Genomic DNA, 25018 nt, shown 5'->3' with positions numbered 1-25018 from the left:
CCGATTGCCGGGTACCCGCCGGAGGTGGGCAGTAAATGAGGCGGACGAGAAAAATCAGCTTGCCCGGATGGCCGCGGTTTGTGGTGGTCCTCGTGCTGCTGCTGTTCGCGGCAACGGGTGCGGCCCAGGAGGCGCCCGAAGCCGCCTGGGAGCCACCGGAATTGCCGGATCTTCGCGAACTGTCGGCGTCGCTGGCCGAACCCTCTTCGCGTAACGACACCTTGCTCACCTTGCTGGCCGTGTCCCGTCTGCTGGGCCGCACCAGCCCGGTGGATGAAGAGGCGGTCGGTGAATGGGCCGACCAGTTCCGCGACGATCGGGGGTGGCTGGACCTGCTGGCGGCCCGCTACGTCCATCTGCCTTCGCGCAGCCCCATCCTGGATCCGGCCTCGTGGTTCGTGCAGCAGGAGCTGGGCCAGCAGAACATCCATCCGCCGCACGACATCTCCCCGTTGGGCCCCGGATTTCCCGCACTGTCCCATCAGTTGTTCGACCGCTCCGACGAACGTCTGGCCGCCGCGTTCCTGCCCGAAACCCTGTTTCAGGTGGAAGTGATGGCGCCCGCGTTGTGGCAGACCTTCCGCGACCGGGTTGCCGGCGACCCCGGATTCGGCCAGGTCGCCGCCGCGCTGAATGCGGACTGGTTCGACCCGTGGATGGCGGCCGAACCCCCGGCCCCGGAGCGCAGCGGAGACGCCGGCGAGCCTTTGGAAGTTGGCATCCAGAGGTTGCGGGAACTGATGTTTTCACTGACCCTGCCGGCACCGCCGGATGCGCTGGGCGCTCGCCGTCTGCGTTTCGGTTTGTACGAAGCCCTGCCCGAACTGGATCCGGCCGCTTCCCGAACGGCCGCGCAGATGCTGCGGCTCGCGTCCGCTGTCGAGGGTCTGCATTCCGGCCGTTACCTGGAGTTCATTCAGGGCCTGCTTTGGGCGGTGACCGATCTGTTGGACACCCATGTGCACGATCCCGCCGCGACCGGAGGATTGCCCCCGCTGATTGCCGAGTTTCTGCCGCGCCTGTCGGCCACCCTTTCGCGCCAGTTCAACGACATCGATCCGCGCTTCAACGCGAATATCGCGGCGGCGTTCGATGTGGCCCAGGAACTGGCTGACGGGGAACTTCCGGCCGACCGGATGTCGGGCTTGCAGGAAGAACTGGCCGATGCCGTCGCGCAGCTGGTGCTGATGGCCTCGGATCTGGCGTTTTATTTCGACCAGCCGGTGCGGCAGCGGATTTCCGAGGAAATCGACATCTGCATCAGCGTGGCCGCGGCCCGCGGAAGCGATGGCCGGCCCACGTTCACGCGCCATCAGTTCGACGGCTGTCTGCAGAGCATGGTGGACATGGTCGATTCGCAGTTGCGCAGCTCCGAATTGGCCGGCGAACCGAGCGGTCCGTACGGCACGGAGCAACTGCGGCGGGAACTGGAGCTGATGCCCTGGCAGCGGATCAATTACCTGCTGGGCTACCTGCACGAACTGGCCCCCGCCACCTGTCCGCTGCCGGATCAGCCGCTACCCAATCCGCTGGAATGGGCCGTATTCGCCTCACTGGTGACCTGGTTTGCCGATGTCGAGCCGGTGTTCCTGCAGACGCCCGGCAACGAGGCCCTGGTGAACCGCATGGAACAACAGGGCCGTCGCCTGATGCGGGCCATGTCGCGGCAGGTCGACTGCATCAGCGGATCGGGGGCCGGCATCAACGATCCCGTCAGCGAGAGTCTCGCCGAATACCGGGCCGCGCTCGATGAGCTGGTACGCGGCATTCGCAACGCCGAGATCACTTTCCGCGAAGCCCGCCTGCGCCCCGGTGCCGATGTGATGCTGGGGGGATCGGTGACGCAGCGCACGGCCTACCGTACGCCAGACCTGACGATTGCGCCCTGCTCCGCCGAACGAAGCTGCGAAATGACCCAGGCGCTCGATGCCACCCGGGCGCTGGTCGGGCTGTTCCCGGACGAGTACCTGCTGGCTGACCAGACCGGCCTGGGGCGGATCGAAATCTGTTACGACGACATGCAATGGGTCGAACGCCGTTCCGAGCCCGTGCGTCCGGAAGATCCGAACGTGGCCAATTACTTCGGGCGCCTGAGCTTCAACCTGCTGGGTCGTTATCACGAGGGCGGCCGCACCGAGGACGTGTTCGGATCTCACTTTGTGAGCCCGGATGAATACCACTATCTCATTGCGGCGGCAGACGATGAAGTGCTCGCCGACGGCTGTCCCACGGAATGGGTCGGAACCCGAATCGTCACGTCACGCGGGCGTAAATCCGGCTTCAACCTGGTGCCGGACCGCCTGACCTACCTGGCCGCCGCCCGCAGCCGTCCGTCGGAAGTGATTCTCGCGAACTGGGAGCGGGGCGCCGAGTGGCGTGACTGGTTCGTTACCGGAATCGGCGTGCAGAGACTGGAGATTGCCCCCGGGGACGGGATCCGGGACCGCCTCGCGGCGCACATGCGCGGCCTGTACCAGGCCGAACAACAGACGCTCTACAGTGCGCTGCTTCGGCCGTCCGGCCGTCTCGGTCCGGATTCGGGCCCCAGCCTGCATGATCGTTTGATCGAGGTTACGACCTACAAGACCCTGCTGCGCTCCCTGCTGGTGTTGCTGTATCCGGAAACCGTTCTGGATTCCGATGCCATTCGGGCCATGATGGAAGGGCAGAGCGGCCTGCTCGATGAAGCCGTGATTCGAAGATTCCGCGCGGCCAATGTACCGGTGGGGAACATCCACGATGCCGGCCTCGCTCGCTTACAGCGGTTCCAGGCGCTGTGGGACGGCCAGCCCGAGGCGGTGATGCGTTCGGGTTCGGTGTCGATCAGCGTCGCGCACGCGATGGCCCGATTGCATCTTCTCAGCCGCAAGCATTTCTCGCTTCCGGCCAGTCAAGGTGTGCCTGGCCAGCCGGGCGTTACCGGTCCGCCGGCTGACAGTGCTGAACCGGCTGGGTCCACGGAGTCCGCGAGTCCCTAGGGTTTGCCTGTTCTCAGACTTTTTGCGTGGCGTGCGAGCAGAAGCACGTAGGCCAGCGCGAGAAGGACTTCGACCCCCGCGGCTGGCCGCATGGGCGGATTGCTCCACAGTTCCGTCACGCCGGCGACGAAATAGGCGACCGAGATGAATCCGCCCCAGGTCATCGCGCGCATCCGGGCGCGCAGAATGCCGGCCAGGGGAATCAGCAGGGGTGCTGTGGCCACTGCCGCGAGTACCAGGTTGCGGGGTCCGTGCGGCGGCGGCAGCACCAGCAACCACACCGGTTGCCAGCCCAGCAGGGCCAGCCACGACAGGATAACCCCGCGAGCTCCGCTCACTGACTGAGCCGCAGCGCCATGTCCGCCACGCGGCGTCCCAGGGCACGGCACAGGTCGGATTCGTGCCGGTCCAGTTCGCGGTTTCCTTCCCAGCCGGAGTGATGACTGGCGCCGTAAGGCGTGCCGCCGCCGGCCGTGTCGATCAGGCCGCGTTCGGTGTAGGGCAGACCGACCAGCACCATGCCGTGGTGCAGCAGCGGCAGCATCATGCTGAGCAGCGTGGTTTCCTGTCCGCCATGCAGGCTGGCGGTTGAGGTGAACGCCGCGGCCGGCCGCCCGGCCAAAGCGCCCGAGAACCACTCCGACGCGGTTCCGTCGATGAAATACTTGAGCGGTGCCGCCATGTTGCCAAACCGGGTGGGGCTGCCGACGATGAGGCCGCCGCATTCGGTGAGGTCCTCGCGCCGCGCCCAGGGCGGGCCATCTTCCGGAACATCGGGTGTGTGCTGCTCCAGTCCGGTCCGCACCGGCGGCACGGTGCGCACACGCGCCGCGGTACCGTCGGTTTCTTCAACGCCCAGGGCAACCTGCCGGGCCATGGCTGCGGTGTGGCCGTGCAGGCTGTAATACAGCACCAGGATTTCCAAGTTGATGGCCGCCGGAGTCAGAGGATGTCGAGTACGGATTCGGGTGGCCGGCCGATGGACGCCTTGCCGTTGGCCAGCACGATGGGTCGTTCGATCAGCCGGGGGTGTTCGATCATGGCATCGAGAATCCGGTCGTCGCTCACGCCGGGCTCACCCAGACCGAGTTCGCGAAATTCGGCTTCTCCCTTGCGTACCAGTTCGATGGGCTTCATGCCGAGTTGCTGCAGGATGGTTTGCAACTCTTCCCGGGTAGGCGGGGTTTCGAGATAAAGTGAAAGGTCCGGCTCGATTCCACGGTCCTGCAACAGGGCCAGTGTTGCGCGTGACTTGGAGCAACGTGGGTTGTGGAGCATTCTGACGGTCATTTCAGGCCTCGGGTTAGAATGGCGCACGATGGCGGATGGCCGCCATTCTATTGATTGAATCCGGGTGGGTAAACCGGACGGGTAATTCGATATGCCGGCAAAGCGCACGCCAGCGGGCGGGCAGGACAGAATCGGAAAGTCGCGATTGCGCATCTTCGCCGCGGCGGAAAACCGTCCGCTCGATGTGCAGGACCTGCTGGTCCGCGCCCGGCGGCTGGCGCGTCATGTGTGGCAACATTTCAAGGACGACCGCTGCTTCGAGGAGGCCGCTTCGCTGGGCTATACCAGCCTGATCGCGCTGGTGCCGCTGCTGGCGGTGATATTCGGCATCGTGGCCGCGTTTCCGGTTTTCTCACAGTGGTCGAGCCAGTTGCAGTCGTTCATTTTCAGCAATCTGATGCCGGCGGCGGGCGAGCAGGTTGAAAACTACCTGGCGACGTTTCTGGAGAGTGTTTCCGGGCTGACACTGCCCGGTACCGTTTTTCTGATTCTCACCGCGCTGTTGCTGATGTTCCGCATCGAGGTGGCATTCAACCGGATCTGGCGGGTCGGGCGTTCGCGCTCGTTGACGGCGCGGATCGTCGTTTACTGGGCGGTGCTCACCCTGGCTCCCATCATGATCGGCGCCGCCGTGGCGCTCAGCGCGAGGATGCTGTTCGGTGGCGTGGCCGTCCAGGCGGCGCAGAACCCGGTGCTGTACCGGCTGGGTATTTTCGGCATGACCTGGATGGTGTTCGCACTGATTTTCGTGCTGGTTCCCAACCGCCGGGTGCGTTTTCGCGATGCCCTGGCCGGTGCCTTCGTCAGCGCGCTGCTGTTCGAACTCGCCAAGGTGGGATTCGTCGCCTACGTGAGCAATGCCAACTACACGGTGATCTACGGCGCGCTGGCCACCGTGCCGATCTTTCTGTTCTGGTTGTACCTGGTGTGGATCGTCGTGCTGCTGGGTGCATCGCTGGCGGCATCGCTCACCACCTTTCGCGATCGGCCCCGTGCCGGCGGCGACTGGTCGCGGGAAGCGGAACTGCAGATGGCCTTCCGTCTCGTCGGACACCTGTGGCGGGCGCAGCGGCAGGGACAGACCTGCACCCACGAGGGCCTGCTGGCGCTCGAACCGCGGGTGGGCGAGCGGCAGATGCTGGGCATTCTCGGCCGCCTGGAGGAATCCAGCATCGTGGTCCGGGACGATGCGGGGGACTGGATGCTGGCACGGGATGCCGGCGATCTCACCCTGCGGGTGCTTTACCGCTGCGGCCAGTTTCATCTGCCGGTTCAGGATGGCGAGCCGGTTCATATCGATTCGGATTGGGACCGGGTTTACGCCACGGTGCTCAATCGCGCCCAGCGGGAGGGTCTGCGGCATCTGGACCGGCCCCTGCGTGAACTTTATCTCGAAGGAGAACATGAATGATGGTACGTCCCCTGATCGCCACTGCGATGCTCCTGCTGGCCGTTGTCGCCCCGGCGCCACCAGCCATCGCGGCCTATGAAACCGATGCTCCCGTCGACTTCGCCCTGCCGGTGCTGGGCGGCGGCGAGGCCGCGCTTTCCGATTACCGGGGGAAGTGGGTGGTCGTGAATTACTGGGCGACCTGGTGCGCCCCCTGCCGCAAGGAGATACCGGAGCTTTCCGAACTGCACATCGAACGCGAGGACATCACGGTGCTGGGCCTGGCGTTCGAGGATACCGGCATCAGCGCCTTCGAAACCTTCCTCGCCGAGTTCGATGTCAGCTACCCGATCCTGCTGGTGGACGTTTATGCGCCGCCCGAGCCCTTTGGCGCACCGAAAGTCCTGCCCACGACGATCGTGCTGAATCCCGAAGGGCTTTCGGTGAAGGCCTTTCTGGGGCCGGTGACCCGTCAGGCCATCGAGGACTTCATCGATGGCGGAGCTGTAGGTCCGTGAGTGACCGGCCCTGTCGCAGGTTCCGGGTCACCGGGCGCGTTCAGGGCGTCTGGTTCCGGGCGTCCACGCGGCGTGAGGCGGAACGCCTGGGCCTGTCTGGCCGTGCGGTGAACCTCGCCGACGGCAGTGTCGAAGTCGTGGCCGCGGGTCCGCAGGCGGCACTGGATGCTCTGGCCGCCTGGCTGCGCCGCGGTCCGCCGATGGCGCGGGTCGAAAGCGTGGACGCGGAGGACCATCCCGATCCCGGCATGCAGGGGTTTGAAACGGGCTAGCGCGGGCCGGGTCCGGAACAAGCCGGTCCCATGAAAAGCCGGACTCAGAACAAGCCGGATTGCAACAAGCGGCGCACCGGTGCGAACGACCGTCGATGGATGGGGCACGGCCCGAAGCGTTCCAGGGATTCCAGGTGTTGGCGGGTCCCGTAACCCTTGTGTCGGTCGAAACCGTAATCCGGATAGGTTCGGTGCAGTTCCCGCATTCGGCGGTCACGCGTGACCTTGGCGATGATCGAAGCGGCGGAAATGGCCGGCTCAAGGCGATCGCCCTGGATGATGGTGCGGGCCGGGCAGGCCAGGTCGGGTGCACGATTGCCGTCGATCAGGGCGACATCGGCGGCAGGTGTGAGGGCGGCCACCGCCTGCTGCATGCCGAACATCGTGGCGTTCAGAATGTTCAAGCGGTCGATCTCGTCATGGCTGATTTCGATCACGGACCAGGCCAGCGACCGAGCCGTGATCTCCTCGTAAAGACCGACCCGGGCGGCCTCGGACAGGCGCTTGGAGTCATCCAGTCCGTGGATCGAGTCTTCCGGATCGAGAATCACGGCCGCGACCACCACCGGCCCCGCCAGTGGCCCGCGACCCGCTTCGTCGACACCGGCGGTATGGCGCCCGGGATTCCCGTTCACGCCGACGCTCCGAGCACCCGGATCACCGCATCGGCGGCCCGTTCGCTGGCATTGCAGCGCAATTCGGTACCCAGTGTCTCGAATCGGGACCCCAGTCGCTGCCGGCGCTGCGGGTCCGTCAGCCAGCGAGCGGTTTCCGCAGCCAGTCGCTCGGGCGTGGCCTCGTTCTGGATCAACTCGGGCACCAGCGTTTCGCTGGCGAGGATGTTGGGCAGCGCGAAATGCTGCGGCCGCACCAGGCGCAGGTGCTTTGCCAGATGATAGGTGGCCGGAGCCAGCCGGTAGGCGGTCACCATGGGCCGGTTGATGAGCAGGGTTTCCAGCGTCACCGTTCCCGAAGCGCACATCACGGCGTTTGCGGCCGCGATCACGTCGCGTGGTTGACCTTCGAAGATCTCGAGCGTGGGACGACTGCCGGCCGGCAGGGCTTCCAGCGCTGAACGGAAGCGGTCCGCGACCCGGGCATTGGCCAGCGCCGCGATGAAACGGATGCCGTCGAAGCGTTCGGTGAGCCGCCGGGCCGCAGCGAGCATGATGGGCGCCAGCCGCGATACCTCGGAGACCCGGCTTCCGGGCAGCAGGGCGACCACGGGTGCTTCGGTGGGCGCGAGACCGAGTTCCTCACGGGCGCGGTGCGTATCGGCCTCCGGGGTGATCTGGTCCGCCATTGGATGGCCGACGTAGGTGGCCGGCACGCCGTGACTGTCGTAGAAGGCGGGTTCGAAGGGAAACAAACACAGAACGTGATCGACCGCCCGGGCGATTTTGCGTACCCGGCCCGGTCGCCAGGCCCATACCGTGGGGCTGACGTAGTGCACGGTGGACATACCGTGATCGCGCAGTTGGCGTTCCAGTCCGAGATTGAAATCCGGTGCATCGATGCCGATGAAGACATCCGGCCTGGACTGCAGCAGTCGGGCGCGGAGTGCACGGCGCAGGCGCACCAGTCGCGGCAGGTGACCGAGCACTTCGAACAGCCCGAACAGAGCCAGCTCTTCGCTGTCCCACCAGACGTCCATGCCGGCCGCCTGCATGCCGGTCCCGCCGATCCCGCAAAAACGCGCGTCGGGCATCCGGCGGCGCAGGGACTCGATCAGCGCGGCGCCCAACTGGTCGCCCGAGGCTTCTCCGGCAACCAGTGCAATCGTGGGAGGGGAACTCATGAGGATACGACCCCTGGCATGCCGTCACGCAGGCATCAGCGGATCATGCTTTTTTCCGTGGTCCGCAGAAATTCGACCAGGGGTTCGATTTCGCCGGAGTCGCGCGCCATTTCCTGCAACTTGTTCTGGGCTTCGTCCAGCTTCAGCCCGGAGCGGTAAAGCACGCGGTAGGCGCGCCGCACCTGCTGGATCTGCTCGGCGGTGAATCCGCGTCGTTTCAGGCCCTCCGTGTTCACGCCCTTGGCGCGCGCCTTCTCGCCGGACACCGTGACGTAGGGCGGAATGCTCTGGTTCACGTGGCTGGCGAACGAGGTGAAGCTGTGTTCGCCCACAGTGCAGAACTGGTGGATCAGGGTATAGCCGGACAGGATGGCCCAGTCACCCACGCGCACGTGGCCGGCCAGCGAGGCGTTGTTGGCCATGATGATGTTGTCGCCCAGTTCGCAGTCGTGCGCGATGTGGACGCAGGCCATGATCCAGTTGTCGTTGCCAATGATGGTCTTGCCACCGCCCTGGGCGGTACCGCGGCTGAAGGTGCACAGTTCGCGGATGGTGTTGTTGTCGCCGATGATGAGTTCGGTGTCCTCGCCGGCGTACTTCTTGTCCTGCGGTTCCTCGCCGATGGACGCGAACTGGAAAATCCGCGTGTTGCGGCCGATGGTGGTGCGGCCGGTGACCACGACGTGTGGCCCGATACGGCTGCCGGGACCGATGCGTACCCTGGGCCCGATAATGCTGAACGGCCCGACCTCGACGTCGTCCGCGATTTCCGCGGCCGGATCGACCAGGGCCTGGGGGTGAATCCCGCTCATGTTTTTTCTCCGGCGCACATGATGTCGCAACTGGCGACCTTGCGGCCGTCGATACGGGCTTCGCAGACGTACTGACCCATGCCGCGCATGATGCGCTTCTGGATGACATCGAGTTCGAGCTGGTCGCCCGGTTTCACGATCTGCGTGAAGCGGGCATTGTCCAATTTCACGAGGTAGAAAAGCGCTCCTTTTTTGCCGTCCAGCTCGGCAACCAGGTGCGCCAGCATGCCGGCGGCCTGGGCCATTGATTCGATGATCAGCACCCCCGGCATCACCGGTTTGCCGGGAAAGTGGCCGGTGAAAAACGGTTCGTTGATCGTGACGTTCTTGGTGGCGATCAAGCGTTTTTCCGGTTCCGTCTGCAGGGCGATCACGCGGTCGACCAACAGGAACGGATAGCGGTGCGGAAGGTACTCCATGATACGGCCGGCTTCCACCGGTTCGGGCAATACGTTATTGATCATACGGGTTCGGATCCCTCGGTCTTCAGGTTCTTTTCGAGCCGGCGTACGCGGCGCCAGATATCTTCCAGCCGGCGCAACAGGGCCACGTTGCGCTGCCACTTGCGCAGGGGCTGGGCCGGAATGATGGCCGACCAGGTGGCGCCGGTTTCGGTGATGGGCTCCAGCACGGAGCTGCGTGCTCCGACGGTTACCCGATCTGCGATCTCCACGTGTCCGAGGACGCCGGAGCCCCCGGCCAGCAGGCAGTAGCGACCGATGCGTGCGCTGCCGGCAATACCCGTCATGGCGGCGATTGCGGTGTGTGCGCCGATCCGCACATTGTGCGCGATCTGGACCAGGTTATCGACCCGCACATCCTCTTCCAGCACGGTGTCATCCACGGCGCCGCGGTCGATGGTCGTGTTGGCGCCGATCTCGCAATCATCGCCGATGACCACCCCTCCGAGTTGCGGCACTTTCTCCCAGGATCCATCCGCCAGGGCAATGCCGAAGCCATCGGCGCCGATCACCACACCGGGATGGATGATCACCCGGTCACCCAGACGCACCTCGTGTCCGATGGTGACATTCGCGTACAGCCGGCAATCGCGGCCCAGGGTGCTGTTGGCTTCGATGACCGTCCCCGCGCCGATGGCACTGCCGGCACCGATGCGGCAACCGGCGCCGATCACGGCGCGGGGGCCGATCCGCACGTCGGCGCCGATCTTCGCCGTCGGATCGACGGTGGCATCGGCATGAATGCCGGGGGGGACATCCCGCGCCGGCGCGAACAACGCGGCCACGCGGGCGAAAGCCAGGTACGGGTCGGCCGCGATCAGGCAGCGGGTCGGGCAGTCGGCCGCATCGTCTTCGCGCAAAATGACGGCAGCGGCCCGGGTGCCGGGCAGGTCGGGTCGATACCCGGGATTGGCCAGAAAACTGATCTGGCCGCCGGCAGCGCCGCGCAATGTTCCGACGCCGTCCACGTCCGCATCCTCGCCCCGGAGGGTGAGGTCGAATCGTTGAGCGATGTCGGACAGGCGGTGAGCGCTGGGGCCGGCGGGCATCAGGCGGGTCGCGAAAGTCAGCGAACGGGACGTTCGAGCTGGTCGGCGGCGAATTCGATTTCCAGTTGCTCGAGCACGAGATCGGTGACATCCAGCGCCGGGCTGGCGTAAACAACCGGGCTGGAAAGGATCAGGTCGAATCCATTGCGTTTGGCGATTTCCTGCACGGCCACGTTGATCTCCTCCTCCAGCCGCTGGACTTCTTCGGTGCGCCGGAAGGAGAGTTCGTCTCGCAGGTCTTCCTTGCGGCGGTTGATGTTGCGCCGGAGTTCGCGAAGCTCACGTTCGGTCTGGCGGGCATTTTCCGGCGCGAGGTCGCCCTGGGCGAGGCGGTCTTCCAGGGTTTTTGCCCGGAATTCATCCACCTCGATGGCCTCGCTGCGGCCACGGAATTCCTGGTCCAGGATTTCCCGTCCGGCCACGACCTGGGGAGCGTTGTCCAGTACCTGCTTCATGTCCACGTAACCGATGCGCAGGGATTGCGCCCACACCGGCGCCGCCACGGCGAGGCAGGCGAGGACACAGCAAATTGTTCGGACATAACTCCGCATAATCCATAGTGTACACCCGAACACCGGGAATCATGAAGGGCGGAGCCTGGCAGTCGCTTGAAAAAGCTCGCTAGAAGGTGGTTCCGAAGGAGAACTGGAGGTCCTCGGTGCGGTCGCCTTCCTGGTCGCGGAAGGGGAAGGCGTAACTGATGATGATTGGCCCGATCGGTGCTTCCCAGGTGACCGACAGACCGAACGAACCGCGCAGCTTGTCGGCGTCGAAGGCGTCGATGTTCTCGTACACGTAGCCGGTGTCGACGAACAGCGCGATGCGCGTTCCGCTCTGCCCACCCAGGAAAGGCGTCGGGAACGCCAACTCCATGCCGCCGGCGACCTTGAAATCGCCGCCGATGGAGCGGCAGAAACGGTCCTTCGGGCCCAGGGTGTTGTCGTCGTAGCCACGCAGGTCGCGAACACCGCCGCTGTAGAAGTGCTCGTAGAACGGCAACCCGGTGTCGAGCGCGACGACGTCCGACTGGTCACAACGATCCGCGAGCTCGGGCGGCAGTTCGGTATCCTGCGGCGTGGCCAGGGAGTCGTCGTCGTAGCTGTCGTAGGCATCGCCGTAGCCCAGGTTGCCGCGTACCGAGAACACCAGGCCACCCCAGATCGGCCAGTACTTGGCCCCGCGATACAGCAACTTGTAGAACTCGCGCGTGCTGCCCGGCGCGGAGGCCTGCACGGTGAACGACTGAACTGAACCGCGGGACGGATTCAGGAAATGGTTGCGGCTGTCGCGGTTCCAGCTCAAGGTCAGGTCGATGACGTCGAATTCGCGCTCGTTGCTGGAAATGATCCCGTCACCATTGTTGTCCAGAGAATTGGAGAGCGGGTCTCCATTGGTCGGAACCAGGCCGAACTGCTGACAGATATCGGGGTCTTCCGGATCCACGACCACGCAGGAGAAAGAGCCGATATTGATCTGGGTGCTGCGGAATCCGGCACCGGCGCGGAGGTAATCGACCTCGGTCACGGGGATGCCGAAATTCATGCCCAGCGCCCATTCACTGCTGGTAAAGGTCGAGATGTTGGCCTGGCCCTGATCGAATTCCTGGTATCGCGCGTAGAAGCCGCGGCTGACCCCGTCCTCGGTCCAGTAGGGGTTGTCGTAGGAAATGCTCAGGCTCTTGATGATCTTGGAATACGAGATACCGAGCCCGAGGCGTTTGCCGCTGCCGATGAAGTTGTCCTGCTGTACGCTCATCGAGGCGATCAGGCCCTGCACCTGGGAAAAGCCCAGGCCGACCGTAAAGCTGCCCGCCGGACGTTCCTGGACGCGGAAGATCACGTCCACCTGGTCGTCGGTCCCGGTCACCGGCGGGGTTTCGACCTCCACCGATTCGAAGTAGGTCAGACGCTGCATGCGGACCTTGGAACGGTCGATCGCGGCCTGCGAGAACCAGGCGCCTTCCAGTTGCCGCATCTCGCGGCGCAGCACCTCGTCCTTGGTCTTGGAATTGCCGGTGAACTGGATGCGGCGGACGTAGACACGCTTGCCCGGGTCGACGTAAAAATTGATCGAAACCAGCCGGTCGTTTCGGTCGACGTCGGTGATCGGGTTCACGTTGGCGAACGCATAGCCGATGTTGGACAGCACCGCGGTGATGTTCTCGACGCTCTGCTCCACCTTTCTGCGCGAAAATATCTCATCGGGTTCGATCACGATCAGCCGTCGCAGGGTGCTTTCCTCGATGACCATTTCGCCGGTGAGTTGCACGTCGCTGACGCTGTAGATTTCGCCTTCGATGATGTTGGCGGTGATGAAGATGTTTTCCTTGTCCGGGCTGATCGAAACCTGGGTGGACTCGACATTGAAGTCCACGTAACCGCGGTCGAGGTAGAACGAACGCAGCTTTTCGATATCGCCGGAGAGTTTCTCGCGCGAATACTGGTCCGCCTTGGACCAGAACTTCCAGAAGGGCTCGATATCCGACTCGAAATCCTCGCGGATTTCCTTGTCGGTGAAGGTTTCGTTGCCGACCACGTTGATGTGCCGGATCTGGGCGACGTCGCCTTCATCGATCACGATGGCGATGCGTACCCGGTTGCGCTGGAGTTCGGTCACCCGCGCGTCCACGTCGACCGCGTAGCGGCCCTGGCTGAAGTACTGCTTGACCAGTTCCTGGGTCAGCCGGTCGAGCACCAGGCGGTCGAACACTTCACCCTCGGAGAGCCCGATGTCGAACAGAACGCGCAGCAGGTCCTCTTCCTTGATGGCCTTGTTGCCGGTGATGTTGATGTTGGCGATGGCCGGCCGTTCGCGCACGGTAATGACGAGGATGTCACCCTCGCGGCCAAACTCGATATCCTGGAAGAATCCGGTGCGGTAGAGTTCGCGGATGGCCGCGCGGGTATTGGAACCCGTCAGCTCATCGCCGACGTTGATGGGCAGGTAGTTGAAGACCGTGCCTTCGGAAATACGCTGCAAACCATCAACGCGAATGTCCTGAATGATGAAGGATTCGGCCGCGCAGGCCAAATTGACCCACAGCAGCAAGCCCAGCATCAACGCCCATTTTCTCATTATTCGATATGACCTGTTGCGGAGGCGCGAACGGATGCGGGAGTTTATCCGATCAGCCGTAAAATATCGTTAACAAAAGCAAGGCTCATCAGGCCTGCCAGAGCGACCAGTCCAAAATACTGGCCGGCCATCTGCGCCCGGTCGGAGACGGGGCTTCCTTTGACCCATTCTATCAGGTAATACATGAAATGACCGCCGTCCAGAACGGGGATGGGCAGCAGGTTCAGAATCCCCAGGCTGAGGCTGATCGCGCCCAGGAAAAACAGGAAGTTGGACAACCCCCGGCTGGCCGATGAGTTGGCGAACTGCGCGATGCTGATCGGGCCGGAAAGGTTCTTCACCGAGGCGGAGCCGGTCACCATGCGGCCGAGCAGGCCGAAGGTGGCGCCGGTCAGACGCCAGGTCTCGCCCACCGCGGCCTGGATGCCTTCGACGGGTCCATGACGCAACAGGATCGAGGCGCGCTCCCACGCGGCGCGCTGTTCGGCTGACAATTCGGCATTGGTGACTCCGAGAACAAGCCGGCTGGACAGCATCCCGGACCGCTGCCGCTCGGGTCGGACTTCCAGATCGACCCGCGCACCGTCGCGTTCCACCGTCACCGCCAGCGGCTGCCCGGCCGCGCCGTGTTCCTGCACCAGGTAACCCACCCACGACCAGTTTTCGACGTCCTCGCCGGCAATTTCCACGATGCGGTCGTCCGGGTAGATTCCGGCCCGCGCGGCAGCGCTGTCGGGGGTGACGCTTCCGACCACGGCGGGAACCTCGAGACGCCATGGCGTGATGCCGACGGCCTCGAGCACGCGCTCTTCGCTGAAGTCGCTGCCCAGGCGGTCCAGTTCGAGCCGGTGATTGGATTCGCCGCCGTTGGCATCCCGCACGGTCATCTGCACGGGATCGCGATCCAGCGCGTGGGTGATCAGGGACAGCAGTGCGTGCGACCAGGTCCGGGTCGACTGGCCGTCGAGGGCGATGATCTCGTCGCCGGCTTCCAGGCCCGCTTCGGCCGCGATGCCGTCGGTCGCGCCGATAACCGGCCGCGATTCGGGAATTCCGACCATGAACATCACCCAGAATGCCAGTACCGCGAATACCAGGTTGAAGGCCGGGCCGGCCAGTACGATGGCGATACGGTGCCAGACCGGCTTGCGGTTGAAGGCCTCTGCCTTCAACTCTTCAGGCACGTCGCCGTCGCGCTCGTCCAGCATCTTGACGTAACCGCCCAGGGGAATGGCGGCCACCACGTATTCGACGCCATCCTTGCCGCGCCGCGACCAGATCGGCCGGCCGAAGCCCACGGAGAAGCGCAGCACGCGCACGCCCAGGCGCCGGGCCACCCAGAAATGGCCGAATTCGTGAAAGGTGATCAGCAGTCCCAGCGCGACCAGCAGCCACCAGATGGATCCAAGCACTTCGCTCATGTGTATTCCTGCATCAATTCCCGGGCCCGTGTCCGGGCCAGGCTGTCCTGGTGCAGCACCTGCTCCAGGTCGTTCAGCGGCCCGCCTTCGGCCTGTTCCAGTACCGCCTCGACCAGGGCCGGAATGCGGTCGAAGCCGATGCGTCCGTCCAGAAAAGCTTCGACCGCGATTTCATTGGCTGCGTTCAACGTGACCGGCGCGCTTCCGCCTTCGCGCATGGCCTCGAACGCGAGGCGCAGGCAGGGAAAGCGTTTCAGATCGGGGGCGCGAAACGACAAGTCACCCAGTTCCACAAGGTTGAGGCGTTTGACGCCGGCTTCAATCCGCTCGGGCCACGACAGCGCATAGGCGATGGGGGTACGCATGTCCGGCGTGCCGAGCTGGGCCAGCACCGAACCGTCGCGGTAGGCGACCATGGAGTGCACGATGCTCTGCGGATGAACGACCACCTCCAGTTGATCGGGGTCGGCGGTGAACAGCCAATGCGCCTCGATCAGTTCCAGGCCCTTGTTCATCAGGGTGGCGGAATCGACCGAGATCTTCCGGCCCATGTCCCAGTTCGGGTGATTGCACGCCTGTTCCGGCGTGATGTCGGCCAGCTGATCGGCGGGAACATCCAGGAACGGTCCGCCCGATGCCGTCAGAATGATGCGTTCCACCCCGGTCGCGGTCAGGCCGCGCCCGAAATCGCCGGGCAGGGCCTGGAAGATCGCATTGTGTTCGGAGTCCACGGGCAGCACCCGGGCTCCGCCTTCGCGCGCCGCGCGCATGAACACCGGTCCGGCGATCACCAGGGATTCCTTGTTGGCCAGCAGCACTTTCTTGCCGGCTTTCGCGGCGGCGAGGGTCGGCTCCAGGCCGGCGGCGCCGACGATCGCCGCCATGACCGTGTCGGCTTCAGGGGAATCGGCGGCTGCACACAGCCCTTCCGGCCCCGCCAGCACGCGGGCCCGGCTGCCCCGGGCCTGCAGTTCGGTGGTCAGGGCTCCGGCCAGGGACTCGTCGGCGATGACGGCATACCGGGCGTCGTGTTCGGCGCATTGCTCGGCCAGCCGCTCGACATTCCGGTTCGCGGTCAGGGCGATCACCCGGAAGCGGTCGCCGTTGCGCCGGATCACATCGAGGGTGCTTTCGCCCACCGAGCCGGTGGATCCGAGAATGCTGACGCCTTCGCTCATGTGGCCGCGCGCAACAGGTAAACGCCCAGGGCGAAGAACGGCGCGCCCGCCAGCAGGCTGTCGAATCGATCCAGCACGCCTCCGTGGCCGGGAAACAGCCGCCCGCTGTCCTTCAGGTCGACCGTGCGTTTGTGAATGCTGATGAACAGATCCCCGGCTGCCGACACCGCGGCGGTGAGCACGGCGACCGGTGCGACCAGCAGTGCGGGCGACGGGATCGCGGATGTCATTGCCGAGTATGCCGCCGCGACGATGGTGGCGAGAATCAGGCCGCCGGCCAGGCCTTCCCAGGTCTTGCCCGGGCTGATGGCCGGAGCCAGCCGGTGGCGGCCGAAGCGCCGGCCGGTGAAGTACGCGCCGATGTCCGCGGACCAGATGATCAGCAGCAACAGCAAGACCAGCAGGCCGCCGGCAGGCCTGTCATGCAACCAGAACAGCGCATAGGCGGCGAATGAAAGACTGGCCAGGGCCGCGAATGCGGTCAGGAAGCGGTAGTTCAGGCCGGGTGGTCGTTGCGGACGGAAGGTGACCAGGCGCAGCAGCATCAGGCACCAGGACAGGCAGGCGGCGACGAGGAATGCGGCCGCATGGGGCTGCACACCTTCCCAGGCGATGAGCAGCCAGCCGAAGATCGCGGTCTGTGCACCCAGTACCAGCGCGCGGACGGGCCGGTTCAACGAACCCAGCCGGGTGTACTCGTGGCAGCCGATCAGCAGCAACAGCGCGATGGCCATGCGAAAACCGGCCGGCGGCAGGAAAAAGACGATGACGATCGCGGCCACCGCGATGACCGCACCGGTTAGGACTCGGGTGCGTAGCACCGGCCTCAGACCGCCTGCCTGCGGCGTACCTGGTCCCCGGTGCGCCCGAAGCGCCGTTCGCGCGCGGCAAAGTCCGCCAGTGCCTCATCCAGGCAATCCGGGTCGAAATCGGGCCACAGAGTGGGGGTGAAATAGAACTCCGTGTAGGCGGAATTCCACAACAGGAAGTTGCTGATACGGCGTTCGCCCCCGGTTCGGACAAACAGGTCGGGGTCGGGACTGCCGGCGAGGGCGAGGCGTTCGGCCAGCAGGCTCTCGTCGATGGCCGCAGGGTCGAGGTCGCCGCGGACACAGGCCTCGGCGAGTTGGCGGGCAGCCTGGGTGATGTCCCAGCGTCCACCGTAATTGACCGCGACATTCAGTTTCATCCGGGCGTTTTCCCGGCTTTGCTCCATCGCGTTCCGGATGCTCTCCTGCATGGCCTCCGGAAAGGCGGAAAGCTCGCCGATGAAGCGCAGCCGCACTTCGTTTTCGTGCAGTTCCCGGGCTTCCTTGTCCAGAGCCCGCATGAACAGATCCATCAGGCGGCTCACCTCGGCCTGCGGACGATTCCAGTTCTCGCTCGAAAAAGCGAACAGCGTGACTTCCGGTACACCCAGTCGTCCGCAGTGCTCGATGATACGGCGCAGAGCCTTCAGCCCGGCCTGATGCCCCATGGTGCGGGGGCGGTTGCGATGCTGGGCCCAGCGGCCGTTCCCGTCCATCACGAAAGCGATGTGGCGTGGCAGCTTGTCCGGCACCGCACCGGGGTTGGCAGTCGGCGATGAGCGGGCGCTTTTCATGCGGCTGTCGCGGTCCGGTGGGTGTTGGCGATCAACGGACGCGGTGCTCAGATTTCCAGCAGTTCTTGTTCTTTTTCTTCGACGATTTCGTCGACCCGGCCCACGGCATCGTCGGTCAGGGCCTGGATTTCGGTTTCGGCCCGGCGCTCATCGTCCTCCGAAATCTCCTTTTCCTTGAGCAGTTCCTTGACGTGGTGGATGGCGTCGCGCCGGATGTTGCGAACCGCGATCTTGGCGTTTTCGCCTTCCTGGTGCACGACCTTGCCGAGATCCCGGCGCCGTTCCTCGGTCAATGGTGGCAACGGAATCCGGATCACCTGTCCCGCGGTGGCGGGGTTGAGGCCCAGGTCCGAGGTGAGGATGGCTTTTTCGATCAGCGGAACCATGCTCTTGTCCCACGGCGTGACCGTAAGCGTTCGCGCATCCTCGATGGCGACGCTGGCGGCCTGGCCAATCGGCACTTCGCTGCCGTAGTAGTCCACGTGCACATGTTCCAACAGGCTGGGATGCGCCCGCCCGGTGCGGATCTTGGCGAGTTCGTGGCGCAAAGACTCCAGGCTCTTGCGCATGCGGGTTCGGGCGTCAGACTTGATGTCGTCGAGCATGCAGTACTCCTTGGGATGGATTCAGCGCGGCGCAGATTCTACATTCTGCCGTGCGCCGGAAATGAATTCTATCAGAGCTTCCCCGAAAATCGTCCGCGCCGGGTGCGCGGCAGCTCCGGGTCAGGAAACGAGCGTGCCGATGGCCTCGCCGCGGACGAGCCGCATCAGGTTGCCGTCCTCGAACACGTTGAATACGCGGATCGGCATGCCCTGGTCGCGGCACAGCACGATGGCATTGGCGTCCATGACGCCCAGCTTGTGCTCGATGACACGGTCGTAGTTCAGCGAGTCGAACCGTTCGGCATCGGAATTCTTGACCGGGTCGGAAGTGTAGACCCCGTCTACCTTGGTGGCCTTGAGCAGGATGTCCGCTCCCACCTCGATGGCTCGCAGCGCGGCGGCGGTATCGGTGGTGAAAAACGGGTTACCGGTACCGCCCGCGCAGACAACCACGCGGCCTTTTTCCAGGTGCCGGATGGCCCGGCGGCGGATGTAGTCTTCGCAGACATCATGAACGGAGATCGCGGACATCACGCGGGCATCGGCTTCGATGCTCTCCAGGGCGTCCTGCAGCGCCAGTGCGTTCATCACCGTGGCCAGCATGCCCATGTGGTCTCCGGTGACGCGATCGATGCCGGACTCGGCGAGCCCGGCACCGCGGAAAATGTTGCCGCCGCCGATGACGACGGCAACTCCGACTCCGGCGCGCGAGACTTCCGCGATTTCGGCCGCGATCCGCTGAATCATGTTCGGATCGATGCCATAGTCTTCGTCGCCCAGCAGCGCTTCGCCGCTGAGCTTGAGCAGAATGCGGCGATAGGCCTCTTCAGCCACCCTTCACCTGTTGCATGACTTCGTCAGCAAAATTGCTCTCACGTTTTTCGATGCCTTCGCCCACCGCCAGCCGGTTGAAGCCTTTGACCCGCGCATTTTTCTGGGACAGCAGCTTGCCCACGGTGACGTCGGAATCCTTGACGAAGGGTTGTCCGAGCAGTGTGATCTCGGCGAGCTGTTTGCGCAAGCGGCCACTGACCATTTTCTCGATGATTTCGGCGGGCTTGCCGCTGTCGGCGGCCTGCGCGGCGAGGATTTCCTTCTCTTTTTCGATGACGTCCTGCGGAACGTCGTCGTCGGAAACATAGGCCGGGCTCAGCGCGGCAACGTGCATGGCGAGATCGCGGGCGAGTTCGGCATCGCCGTCTTCGAGATCGACCAGCACGCCGATCTTGCCGCCGTGCAGGTAGGCGCCGAGTACGCCGTCGGTGGCGCGCGTGACGAAGCGCCGCACCTGGATGTTTTCGCCGATTTTCGCGACCAGGGCCTGGCGGGCTTCTTCAACCGTGCTGTCGCCGATCCGCGAATCCATCAGATTGGCGATGTCGTCCGACTCCAGCGGCAGCGCGTTCGCGGCCACGGCGTCGGCGAACGCGTTGAACGCGTCATCCTTGGCCACGAAGTCGGTTTCGCAGTTGATCTCGATCAGCACCGCGCGCTTGCCGTCGTCGGCAGCGGCCATGGCGATTTTGCCCTCGGCCGCGACACGCCCGGCCTTCTTGTCGGCCTGTGCCAGCCCGGACTTGCGCAGGTGTTCGACCGCGGCTTCCAGATCACCGCCGGTTTCCACCAGAGCCTTCTTGCATTCCATCATGCCAGCGCCGGTGCGCTCACGTAGTTCCTTGACCTGTGCAGCTGTCACTGCCATGGGTTTACCTCACTGTATCTGTAACGTTCAGGCGCGCCACGCGGTTGTGCCGCGCGGCGCCCGTGGTGGCGGGTTTGCCGGTTTATTCGTCGTCCGCTTTCTTGGCAGCGGCCTTCTTGGCGACTTTTTTCTTGGCGACTTTCTTGGTCGTCTTCGGAGCTGTTTCGGCTTCCGATTCGGCTTCGCTGTCGGCCTTCGCGGCTTCAGGTGCGGCTTCGGCTTCAGGCGTGGCTTCGGCTTCAGGCGCCTTCTCGGCGCTGGCTTCGGCTTCAGGCGCCTTCTCGGCGCTGGCTTCGGCTTCCGCAGCGGGCTCTGCGGTCTCGCTGGAAGCTTCGGCGGCCTCGGCGGGCGCCTTTTCGGCATCGGCCGGAGCGTCAGCGGCGACCGGCGCCTTGCGTGCGGCGACCTTCTTCTTGGCGGCCTTCTTGCGCGGTGCCTTGCGGGCTCCGCCCTTGGGTTTGTCGCTCTTGGACTTCACGGGATTGCCGTCTTCATCCAATTCGATGAATTCGTCGTCGATGTCCACCGCCGGTGCCGAAGCACGCCCTTCCAGAACGGCTTCAGCCGCGAGTTGCGTATACAGGCGGATGGAGCGGATGGCGTCGTCGTTGCCGGGAATCATGTATTCGACTTCTTCCGGCGAGCAGTTCGTGTCGACCACCGCGATCACGGGAATGCCAAGCTTGCGGGCTTCCTTGACGGCGATGTCTTCATGGTTCACGTCGATCACGAACAGGGCGTCCGGCAGACCCTTCATGTTCTTGATGCCGCCGAGGCTTTTTTCCAGCTTGTCCTGTTCGCGGCTGAGCTGCAGCACTTCTTTCTTCACCAGGTGATCGAAACCGTTGTTCTCGCCCATTTCCTCAAGCTGGCGCAAACGCTTCACCGAAGCCTTGATGGTCCGGTAGTTGGTCAGCATGCCGCCGAGCCAGCGGTGGGAGACGTACGGCATACCGCATTTCTGCGCCGCTTCTTCAATGGCGCTGCTCGCCGCGCGCTTGGTGCCCACGAACATGATGGAGCCGCGCCGGGCCGCCAGTTTGCTGATGTAGCTCATCGCGTCGTTCAGCAGAGGCAGCGTTTTTTCGAGGTTGATGATGTGGATCTTCCCGCGTGCCCCGAAAATGTAAGGGGCCATCTTGGGGTTCCAGTAGCGGGTCTGGTGACCGAAGTGCACGCCGGCTTCGAGCATTTGGCGCATCGTGACGTTTGCCATGGTAATTCCTGTATGCAATAGGAATCGCAGCGCCGTAGCGCTGGAGTCCGGGGTTAATCCTCCACGCACCCGTTGCAGAGACCCGTTTATGGTGACGGGCACCCCTCTGAACCGTTGCGGTGCGTGTGCGTATTTGGCGCGATGCCGGCCGATCCAGATCGGTCCGTCGCGCCGCTTGTTTCGAATGTTCGGCGCCTGGTCCGGGTGAAACCCGGGTGTGTTGCCGGTCAATCGAGCCGGCGATTTATACCAGAACGGAAGCGCCTGGGCAAGGGAATGCCGCAAAATGTCCGATGTCGGACGAAAAAGGGCACCGAATTCTGGTTCTGCTCATCCCGGGCCGGATGGGTCCGTTACCGCCGGAAATTGCCAAGAATTTCTATAAGGCTCTGTAACATAATGTGTTTTTGGTTTTTTTGTTACCGGCGCGATGCGTGGCTTTTCTTTGGCATGGAACATGCATTAGAATAACTGCTTTGCAAGGGAATGTATTTGACGATCAAAAGGGAGGCTCATCATGCGTCATTCAATTTGCGTTATTCTCATTATTCTCGTTGCCGTGTTCTCGACCGCCTTGCAAGCGGGTTCACGCGGCGGCGCGGCACACGCCGGCGAAGAGGTCTGCGACGTTCTTCGTGATGGTGACTACACCAAAGGCCTTTACGGTCTGTGCGTTGCTTACTGCCAGGCCGAGGCCCGCAGTGACAAGGTGCTGGCCAACTACGAGCGCAAACGTAACGAGGACGATCCGGACATGCCGTGCCTGGTCGAGCCGGACCCGGTCTGCCCGTGCTGGAGCGCTGAGATGGTCGGTGCGGTGCTCAATGGCAGTGCCACGCCCGTTTCCTGCATGTCGGATGATGCGGCGGAAGCGGTTTTCATCGATTTCGGCGTTCCCAGTTACGAGGCTTTTTCGACGGATGCCTCGACTTGCGCCTATCTGCTGGACCCGGATTTCGTGCCCAACAACGGGGATGAAACCTACCTCCAGTTGCCGCTGCAGGAAGGCGAGGAAGCTGCCTGCCGGGCGGATATCGAAACACTTTGCCAGTTCTGAACGGACCGGCCTGATCGGGCGGCGCTTGACGTCGCACGGTTGAATTTTCGGGGGGGCCTGCGGCCTGGTCGCAGCCCGTTCCGTGCCGCTGCCGGGACGCCCGTCAGCGGCGCGGACTTTCGATCCTTTGCCCTGTGGTCGAAAGTTTGTATGAAAAATCAGGGCATACGAGCCGGATTTGTATCAGGGTTTTTGCTTTGCTACGCTTTCCGGTCGGATTTTCAGGATGAAGATCCGCCAAGGGGAAACCGAAGTTCCACGCCATCGCGGCGGTTCGGCCAACCCGTCACAATTGAGTTGACATGGAGGTCACAATGACTAGCTGCATCTTCGCGGTTGCTGCGCGCAACCCGCTTTCAACATCTGCTTTCCCGGTTCCTGCGTCGTTCGTCGAGAGCGGCGGCACGGGGTAGTTCACGATTTTCTCGCGCTGGAGCCTGTCCCCCAATACGGGCTCCTGCGGGTTCGCCATCTCTCACGATCCCTGTGCCGGCGGACTTGAAGCGAGACGTCCTGGACTCCCTTCTTCCGGGACGTTAAATGGCCGGGAGAGATGATCTCCCGGCCTCTTTTTGACTTGGCACTTCGTATGGGAAGGGGATGTCGTTCATTCGCTTGCCTTCTTACGGCGCTGCGCGCCGCAAACCGGCTGCGCTCTTTCACTCCTACCCCATCGGCTCTTTGAGAGTGGCACTTCGTAAGTGAGGGGGATGTCGTTCGATCGTTTGCCTTCTTACGGCGCTGTGCGCCGCAAACCGGCTGCGCTCTCTCACTCCTGCCCCATCGGCTTTACTTCTTGCGGGCGGGACGTGCTGCTGCCACTGGGTGGGCTTGGGCTTGGCGCCTGGTCTGGGAGGGGTGTCGTAGTGGAAGATGTGGGTTGGGTTATCCGTTGGCGGTTTTTTTGGGGCGGGGTTTGGGGATGTTGGGTTCGTTGGGGGAGTGGTGCTCGTTCAGGGTGCCGGCGGCTTGCAGCAGGCGGGCTGACAGGTCCTGGAAGGTTTCGAGTTCGGCGGGGGTGAGGTCGGCCAGCAGGGCGGCCTGGTAGTCCAGAGCATAGGGGATCACGGCTTCCATGATGGCGGTGCCCCTGGGGGCGCTGACGCGCAGGGGGCGTTTGCGGCGGTCGCTGGCGTCCGTGACGCGCTCGAGGTAGCCCTTGTCCAGCAGCGTATTGACCGCACGGCTCACGGTGACCTTGTCCATCACGGTCCGCTCACCCACCTCGCTCGCGGTAATGCCGGGATAGCGGCCGAGAACGGCCATGACACGCCACTCGGGAACGCTGAGGCCGTGGGTCTGCTGGTAGAACCGGGCGATGCCCTGGCTCACGGTGTTGCTGAGCACGGACAGCCAGTAAGGCAAGAATTCCTCGAGATCAAAATGCCGATAGTGGCCGTTGCGCCTGCCGTCACTCATGGGCCGTGTTCCTTTCGCCTGCTTGAAAGTAGTTGCAAATGTAACTAATATGGGGGCTTCCTGCAACTCAACCTGTGGAGGAGCGTCAGCCCGTGGAAGCCTTGAAACTGGACGAGCAACACGATAATCCGCTGGGGGTCGCGGGCTTCGAGTTCATTGAATTCGCCGCGCCCGAGCCAGAGCAATTGCATGAACTGTTCACGCAGATGGGTTTTTCCGCGGTCGGGAAGCATCAAAGCCGGGATATCGTGTTCTACCGCCAGGGAGGCGTGAATTTTCTCCTCAATCGGGAACCCGGTTCCTTCGCCCTGAAATTCGCGGAAAAACACGGCCCGAGTTGCACCGGTTTCGCACTGCGTGTCGCCCATCGGCAGACCGCTTTTCAGTCCACGGTGGCCAACGGTGCGAAAGCGATGACCGAGGCCGCTGGCTGCGCCATGGATTGTCCCCGGATCGAAGGGGTCGGCGGTTCGCTGCTGTATCTCGTTGACGGTCGGGACGGCAGCCCCTTCAATGCCGAATACGTTCCCGTCGAAGGCGCCGACGTGAATCCGAAGGGCTTCGGCCTGGTGCACGTGGACCATCTGACCCACAATGTGTTCGAGGGTCACATGGATGAATGGGCGGACTACTACACACGCTTGTTCGGCTTTTACGAAGCACGTTATTTCGATATTCGCGGTCAACAGACCGGCCTGCGCTCGCGCGCGATGACCGCGCCCAACGGGCAGATCAGCATCCCGATCAACGAGTCGTCGGAAGCCAACAGCCAGATCAACGAATATCTGGAGGCTTACAACGGTGAAGGCATTCAGCACATCGCGCTGTACACCAACGACATTTACGCGACGGTCGAGTCGATGCGTGCCGCCGGTCTGGGTTTCATGGAAACGCCGGATACCTACTATGAACTCATCGAACAGCGGGTGCCGGAGCACGGCGAGGACATCGCGCGCATGAAGAAGAACCAGATTCTGCTGGATGCGGATCCGGAAACCGGCAGCAAGCAATTGCTGCAAATCTTCACCGATACCTGCATCGGCCCGATTTTCTTCGAAATCATCAAGCGCAAAGGGAACACCGGATTCGGTGAAGGAAATTTCCAGGCGCTGTTCGATTCCATCGAACTCGATCAGATGCGGCGCGGTGTCCTGTAATTCGCCGCTCGCGGAGT

The 25018-nt window shown here is 63.7% G+C and carries 24 protein-coding genes and 1 pseudogene; 6 read left to right on the top strand and 19 right to left on the bottom strand.

Going from position 1 to position 25018, the window contains the following annotated elements:
- Nucleotides 1-35: 35 nt before the first annotated feature.
- A complete protein-coding gene (locus V3330_RS15285) occupies nucleotides 36-2978 on the top strand; it encodes a hypothetical protein (protein ID WP_354696307.1) in 2943 nt (980 codons plus the stop codon).
- Here V3330_RS15285 and V3330_RS15280 read toward each other — a convergent pair.
- From V3330_RS15280 to arsC, 3 genes are read right to left on the bottom strand one after another with little or no spacing between them, the layout of a single operon-like run.
- Complete coding sequence (locus V3330_RS15280; RefSeq protein ID WP_354696306.1) at nucleotides 2975-3316, bottom strand: DUF2069 domain-containing protein; 342 nt, start codon at nucleotides 3314-3316, stop codon at nucleotides 2975-2977. The two genes, V3330_RS15285 and V3330_RS15280, sit on opposite strands and share 4 nt — an antisense overlap.
- The gene (wrbA, locus tag V3330_RS15275; RefSeq protein WP_435791836.1) at nucleotides 3313-3891 is read right to left on the bottom strand and encodes an NAD(P)H:quinone oxidoreductase; all 579 of its coding nucleotides are present in this window, start codon (nucleotides 3889-3891) and stop codon (nucleotides 3313-3315) included. The genes V3330_RS15280 and wrbA overlap by 4 nt, the downstream gene beginning before the upstream one ends.
- A 29-nt stretch (nucleotides 3892-3920) precedes the next feature.
- A complete protein-coding gene (gene arsC / locus V3330_RS15270) occupies nucleotides 3921-4256 on the bottom strand; it encodes an arsenate reductase (glutaredoxin) (RefSeq protein WP_354696305.1) in 336 nt (111 codons plus the stop codon).
- A gap of 103 nt (nucleotides 4257-4359) precedes the next feature.
- On the opposite strand from arsC, the gene V3330_RS15265 reads away from it, so the two are divergent.
- Genes V3330_RS15265 through V3330_RS15255 form a run of 3 tightly spaced genes read left to right on the top strand, consistent with a single transcriptional unit; the run spans nucleotide 4360 to nucleotide 6448 of the window.
- Nucleotides 4360-5679: a YihY family inner membrane protein gene (locus tag V3330_RS15265; protein ID WP_354696304.1), complete on the top strand. Its 1320-nt coding sequence runs from the start codon at nucleotides 4360-4362 to the stop codon at nucleotides 5677-5679.
- Nucleotides 5676-6176: a TlpA family protein disulfide reductase gene (locus V3330_RS15260; RefSeq protein ID WP_354696303.1), complete on the top strand. Its 501-nt coding sequence runs from the start codon at nucleotides 5676-5678 to the stop codon at nucleotides 6174-6176. The genes V3330_RS15265 and V3330_RS15260 overlap by 4 nt, the downstream gene beginning before the upstream one ends.
- Nucleotides 6173-6448, top strand: a complete 276-nt coding sequence (locus V3330_RS15255; RefSeq protein ID WP_354696302.1) for an acylphosphatase — start codon at nucleotides 6173-6175, stop codon at nucleotides 6446-6448. Before V3330_RS15260 ends, V3330_RS15255 begins: the two co-directional genes overlap by 4 nt.
- Before the next feature lie 44 nt (nucleotides 6449-6492).
- Here the strand turns inward: V3330_RS15255 and rnhB are convergent, their stop codons facing one another.
- From rnhB to rpsB, 15 genes and pseudogenes are all read right to left on the bottom strand, one after another.
- The gene (gene rnhB, locus V3330_RS15250; RefSeq protein ID WP_354696301.1) at nucleotides 6493-7083 is read right to left on the bottom strand and encodes a ribonuclease HII; all 591 of its coding nucleotides are present in this window, start codon (nucleotides 7081-7083) and stop codon (nucleotides 6493-6495) included.
- Nucleotides 7080-8246 carry a lipid-A-disaccharide synthase gene (gene lpxB / locus V3330_RS15245; RefSeq protein ID WP_354696300.1) on the bottom strand — a complete coding sequence of 389 codons (1167 nt, stop codon included), beginning with the start codon at nucleotides 8244-8246 and terminating at the stop codon, nucleotides 7080-7082. The genes rnhB and lpxB overlap by 4 nt, the downstream gene beginning before the upstream one ends.
- Nucleotides 8247-8281: 35 nt before the next feature.
- On the bottom strand, nucleotides 8282-9058 hold the full coding sequence (lpxA, locus tag V3330_RS15240; RefSeq protein ID WP_354696299.1) for an acyl-ACP--UDP-N-acetylglucosamine O-acyltransferase: 777 nt from the start codon (nucleotides 9056-9058) through the stop codon (nucleotides 8282-8284).
- Nucleotides 9055-9522: a 3-hydroxyacyl-ACP dehydratase FabZ gene (gene fabZ / locus V3330_RS15235; RefSeq protein ID WP_354696298.1), complete on the bottom strand. Its 468-nt coding sequence runs from the start codon at nucleotides 9520-9522 to the stop codon at nucleotides 9055-9057. Before fabZ ends, lpxA begins: the two co-directional genes overlap by 4 nt.
- Complete coding sequence (lpxD, locus tag V3330_RS15230; RefSeq protein WP_354696297.1) at nucleotides 9519-10568, bottom strand: UDP-3-O-(3-hydroxymyristoyl)glucosamine N-acyltransferase; 1050 nt, start codon at nucleotides 10566-10568, stop codon at nucleotides 9519-9521. The genes fabZ and lpxD overlap by 4 nt, the downstream gene beginning before the upstream one ends.
- Nucleotides 10569-10585: 17 nt before the next feature.
- Nucleotides 10586-11071 carry an OmpH/Skp family outer membrane protein gene (locus tag V3330_RS15225; protein ID WP_354696296.1) on the bottom strand — a complete coding sequence of 162 codons (486 nt, stop codon included), beginning with the start codon at nucleotides 11069-11071 and terminating at the stop codon, nucleotides 10586-10588.
- A 118-nt stretch (nucleotides 11072-11189) separates the two neighbouring features.
- Nucleotides 11190-13643: an outer membrane protein assembly factor BamA gene (gene bamA / locus V3330_RS15220; RefSeq protein WP_354696295.1), complete on the bottom strand. Its 2454-nt coding sequence runs from the start codon at nucleotides 13641-13643 to the stop codon at nucleotides 11190-11192.
- Between the two features lie 44 nt (nucleotides 13644-13687).
- Nucleotides 13688-15064 carry an RIP metalloprotease RseP gene (gene rseP, locus V3330_RS15215; RefSeq protein WP_354696294.1) on the bottom strand — a complete coding sequence of 459 codons (1377 nt, stop codon included), beginning with the start codon at nucleotides 15062-15064 and terminating at the stop codon, nucleotides 13688-13690.
- The gene (ispC, locus tag V3330_RS15210; protein ID WP_354696293.1) at nucleotides 15061-16242 is read right to left on the bottom strand and encodes a 1-deoxy-D-xylulose-5-phosphate reductoisomerase; all 1182 of its coding nucleotides are present in this window, start codon (nucleotides 16240-16242) and stop codon (nucleotides 15061-15063) included. The genes rseP and ispC overlap by 4 nt, the downstream gene beginning before the upstream one ends.
- A complete protein-coding gene (locus V3330_RS15205) occupies nucleotides 16239-17063 on the bottom strand; it encodes a phosphatidate cytidylyltransferase (RefSeq protein ID WP_354696292.1) in 825 nt (274 codons plus the stop codon). Before V3330_RS15205 ends, ispC begins: the two co-directional genes overlap by 4 nt.
- Nucleotides 17064-17068: 5 nt before the next feature.
- Nucleotides 17069-17845, bottom strand: coding sequence for a polyprenyl diphosphate synthase (gene uppS, locus V3330_RS15200; RefSeq protein ID WP_354696291.1), 777 nt, complete (start codon nucleotides 17843-17845; stop codon nucleotides 17069-17071).
- A 47-nt stretch (nucleotides 17846-17892) separates the two neighbouring features.
- Nucleotides 17893-18450 carry a ribosome recycling factor gene (gene frr / locus V3330_RS15195; RefSeq protein WP_354696290.1) on the bottom strand — a complete coding sequence of 186 codons (558 nt, stop codon included), beginning with the start codon at nucleotides 18448-18450 and terminating at the stop codon, nucleotides 17893-17895.
- Nucleotides 18451-18570: 120 nt separating this feature from the next.
- On the bottom strand, nucleotides 18571-19284 hold the full coding sequence (gene pyrH, locus V3330_RS15190; RefSeq protein ID WP_354696289.1) for a UMP kinase: 714 nt from the start codon (nucleotides 19282-19284) through the stop codon (nucleotides 18571-18573).
- Entirely contained in the window at nucleotides 19277-20152 is an 876-nt protein-coding gene (tsf, locus tag V3330_RS15185; protein ID WP_354696288.1) for a translation elongation factor Ts, read from the bottom strand. The genes pyrH and tsf overlap by 8 nt, the downstream gene beginning before the upstream one ends.
- Before the next feature lie 490 nt (nucleotides 20153-20642).
- Nucleotides 20643-21368: pseudogene (gene rpsB, locus V3330_RS15180) on the bottom strand (30S ribosomal protein S2); the annotation flags it as partial.
- A 517-nt stretch (nucleotides 21369-21885) separates the two neighbouring features.
- Here rpsB and V3330_RS15175 point away from each other — a divergent pair.
- Complete coding sequence (locus tag V3330_RS15175; RefSeq protein ID WP_354696287.1) at nucleotides 21886-22425, top strand: hypothetical protein; 540 nt, start codon at nucleotides 21886-21888, stop codon at nucleotides 22423-22425.
- An 885-nt stretch (nucleotides 22426-23310) separates the two neighbouring features.
- On the opposite strand, the gene V3330_RS15170 is transcribed toward V3330_RS15175, so the two are convergent.
- Entirely contained in the window at nucleotides 23311-23844 is a 534-nt protein-coding gene (locus V3330_RS15170; protein WP_354696286.1) for a MarR family winged helix-turn-helix transcriptional regulator, read from the bottom strand.
- A gap of 92 nt (nucleotides 23845-23936) precedes the next feature.
- Here V3330_RS15170 and hppD point away from each other — a divergent pair, with 92 nt between their 5' ends.
- Complete coding sequence (hppD, locus tag V3330_RS15165) at nucleotides 23937-25001, top strand: 4-hydroxyphenylpyruvate dioxygenase (RefSeq protein ID WP_354696285.1); 1065 nt, start codon at nucleotides 23937-23939, stop codon at nucleotides 24999-25001.
- Nucleotides 25002-25018 lie beyond the last annotated feature (17 nt).

This window comes from Elongatibacter sediminis, assembly GCF_037892215.1.
GTDB lineage: Bacteria > Pseudomonadota > Gammaproteobacteria > Xanthomonadales > SZUA-36 > Elongatibacter > Elongatibacter sediminis.
The sequence above is the reverse complement of the archived record's forward strand: the minus strand, read 5'-3'. Positions and strand labels throughout refer to the sequence as shown.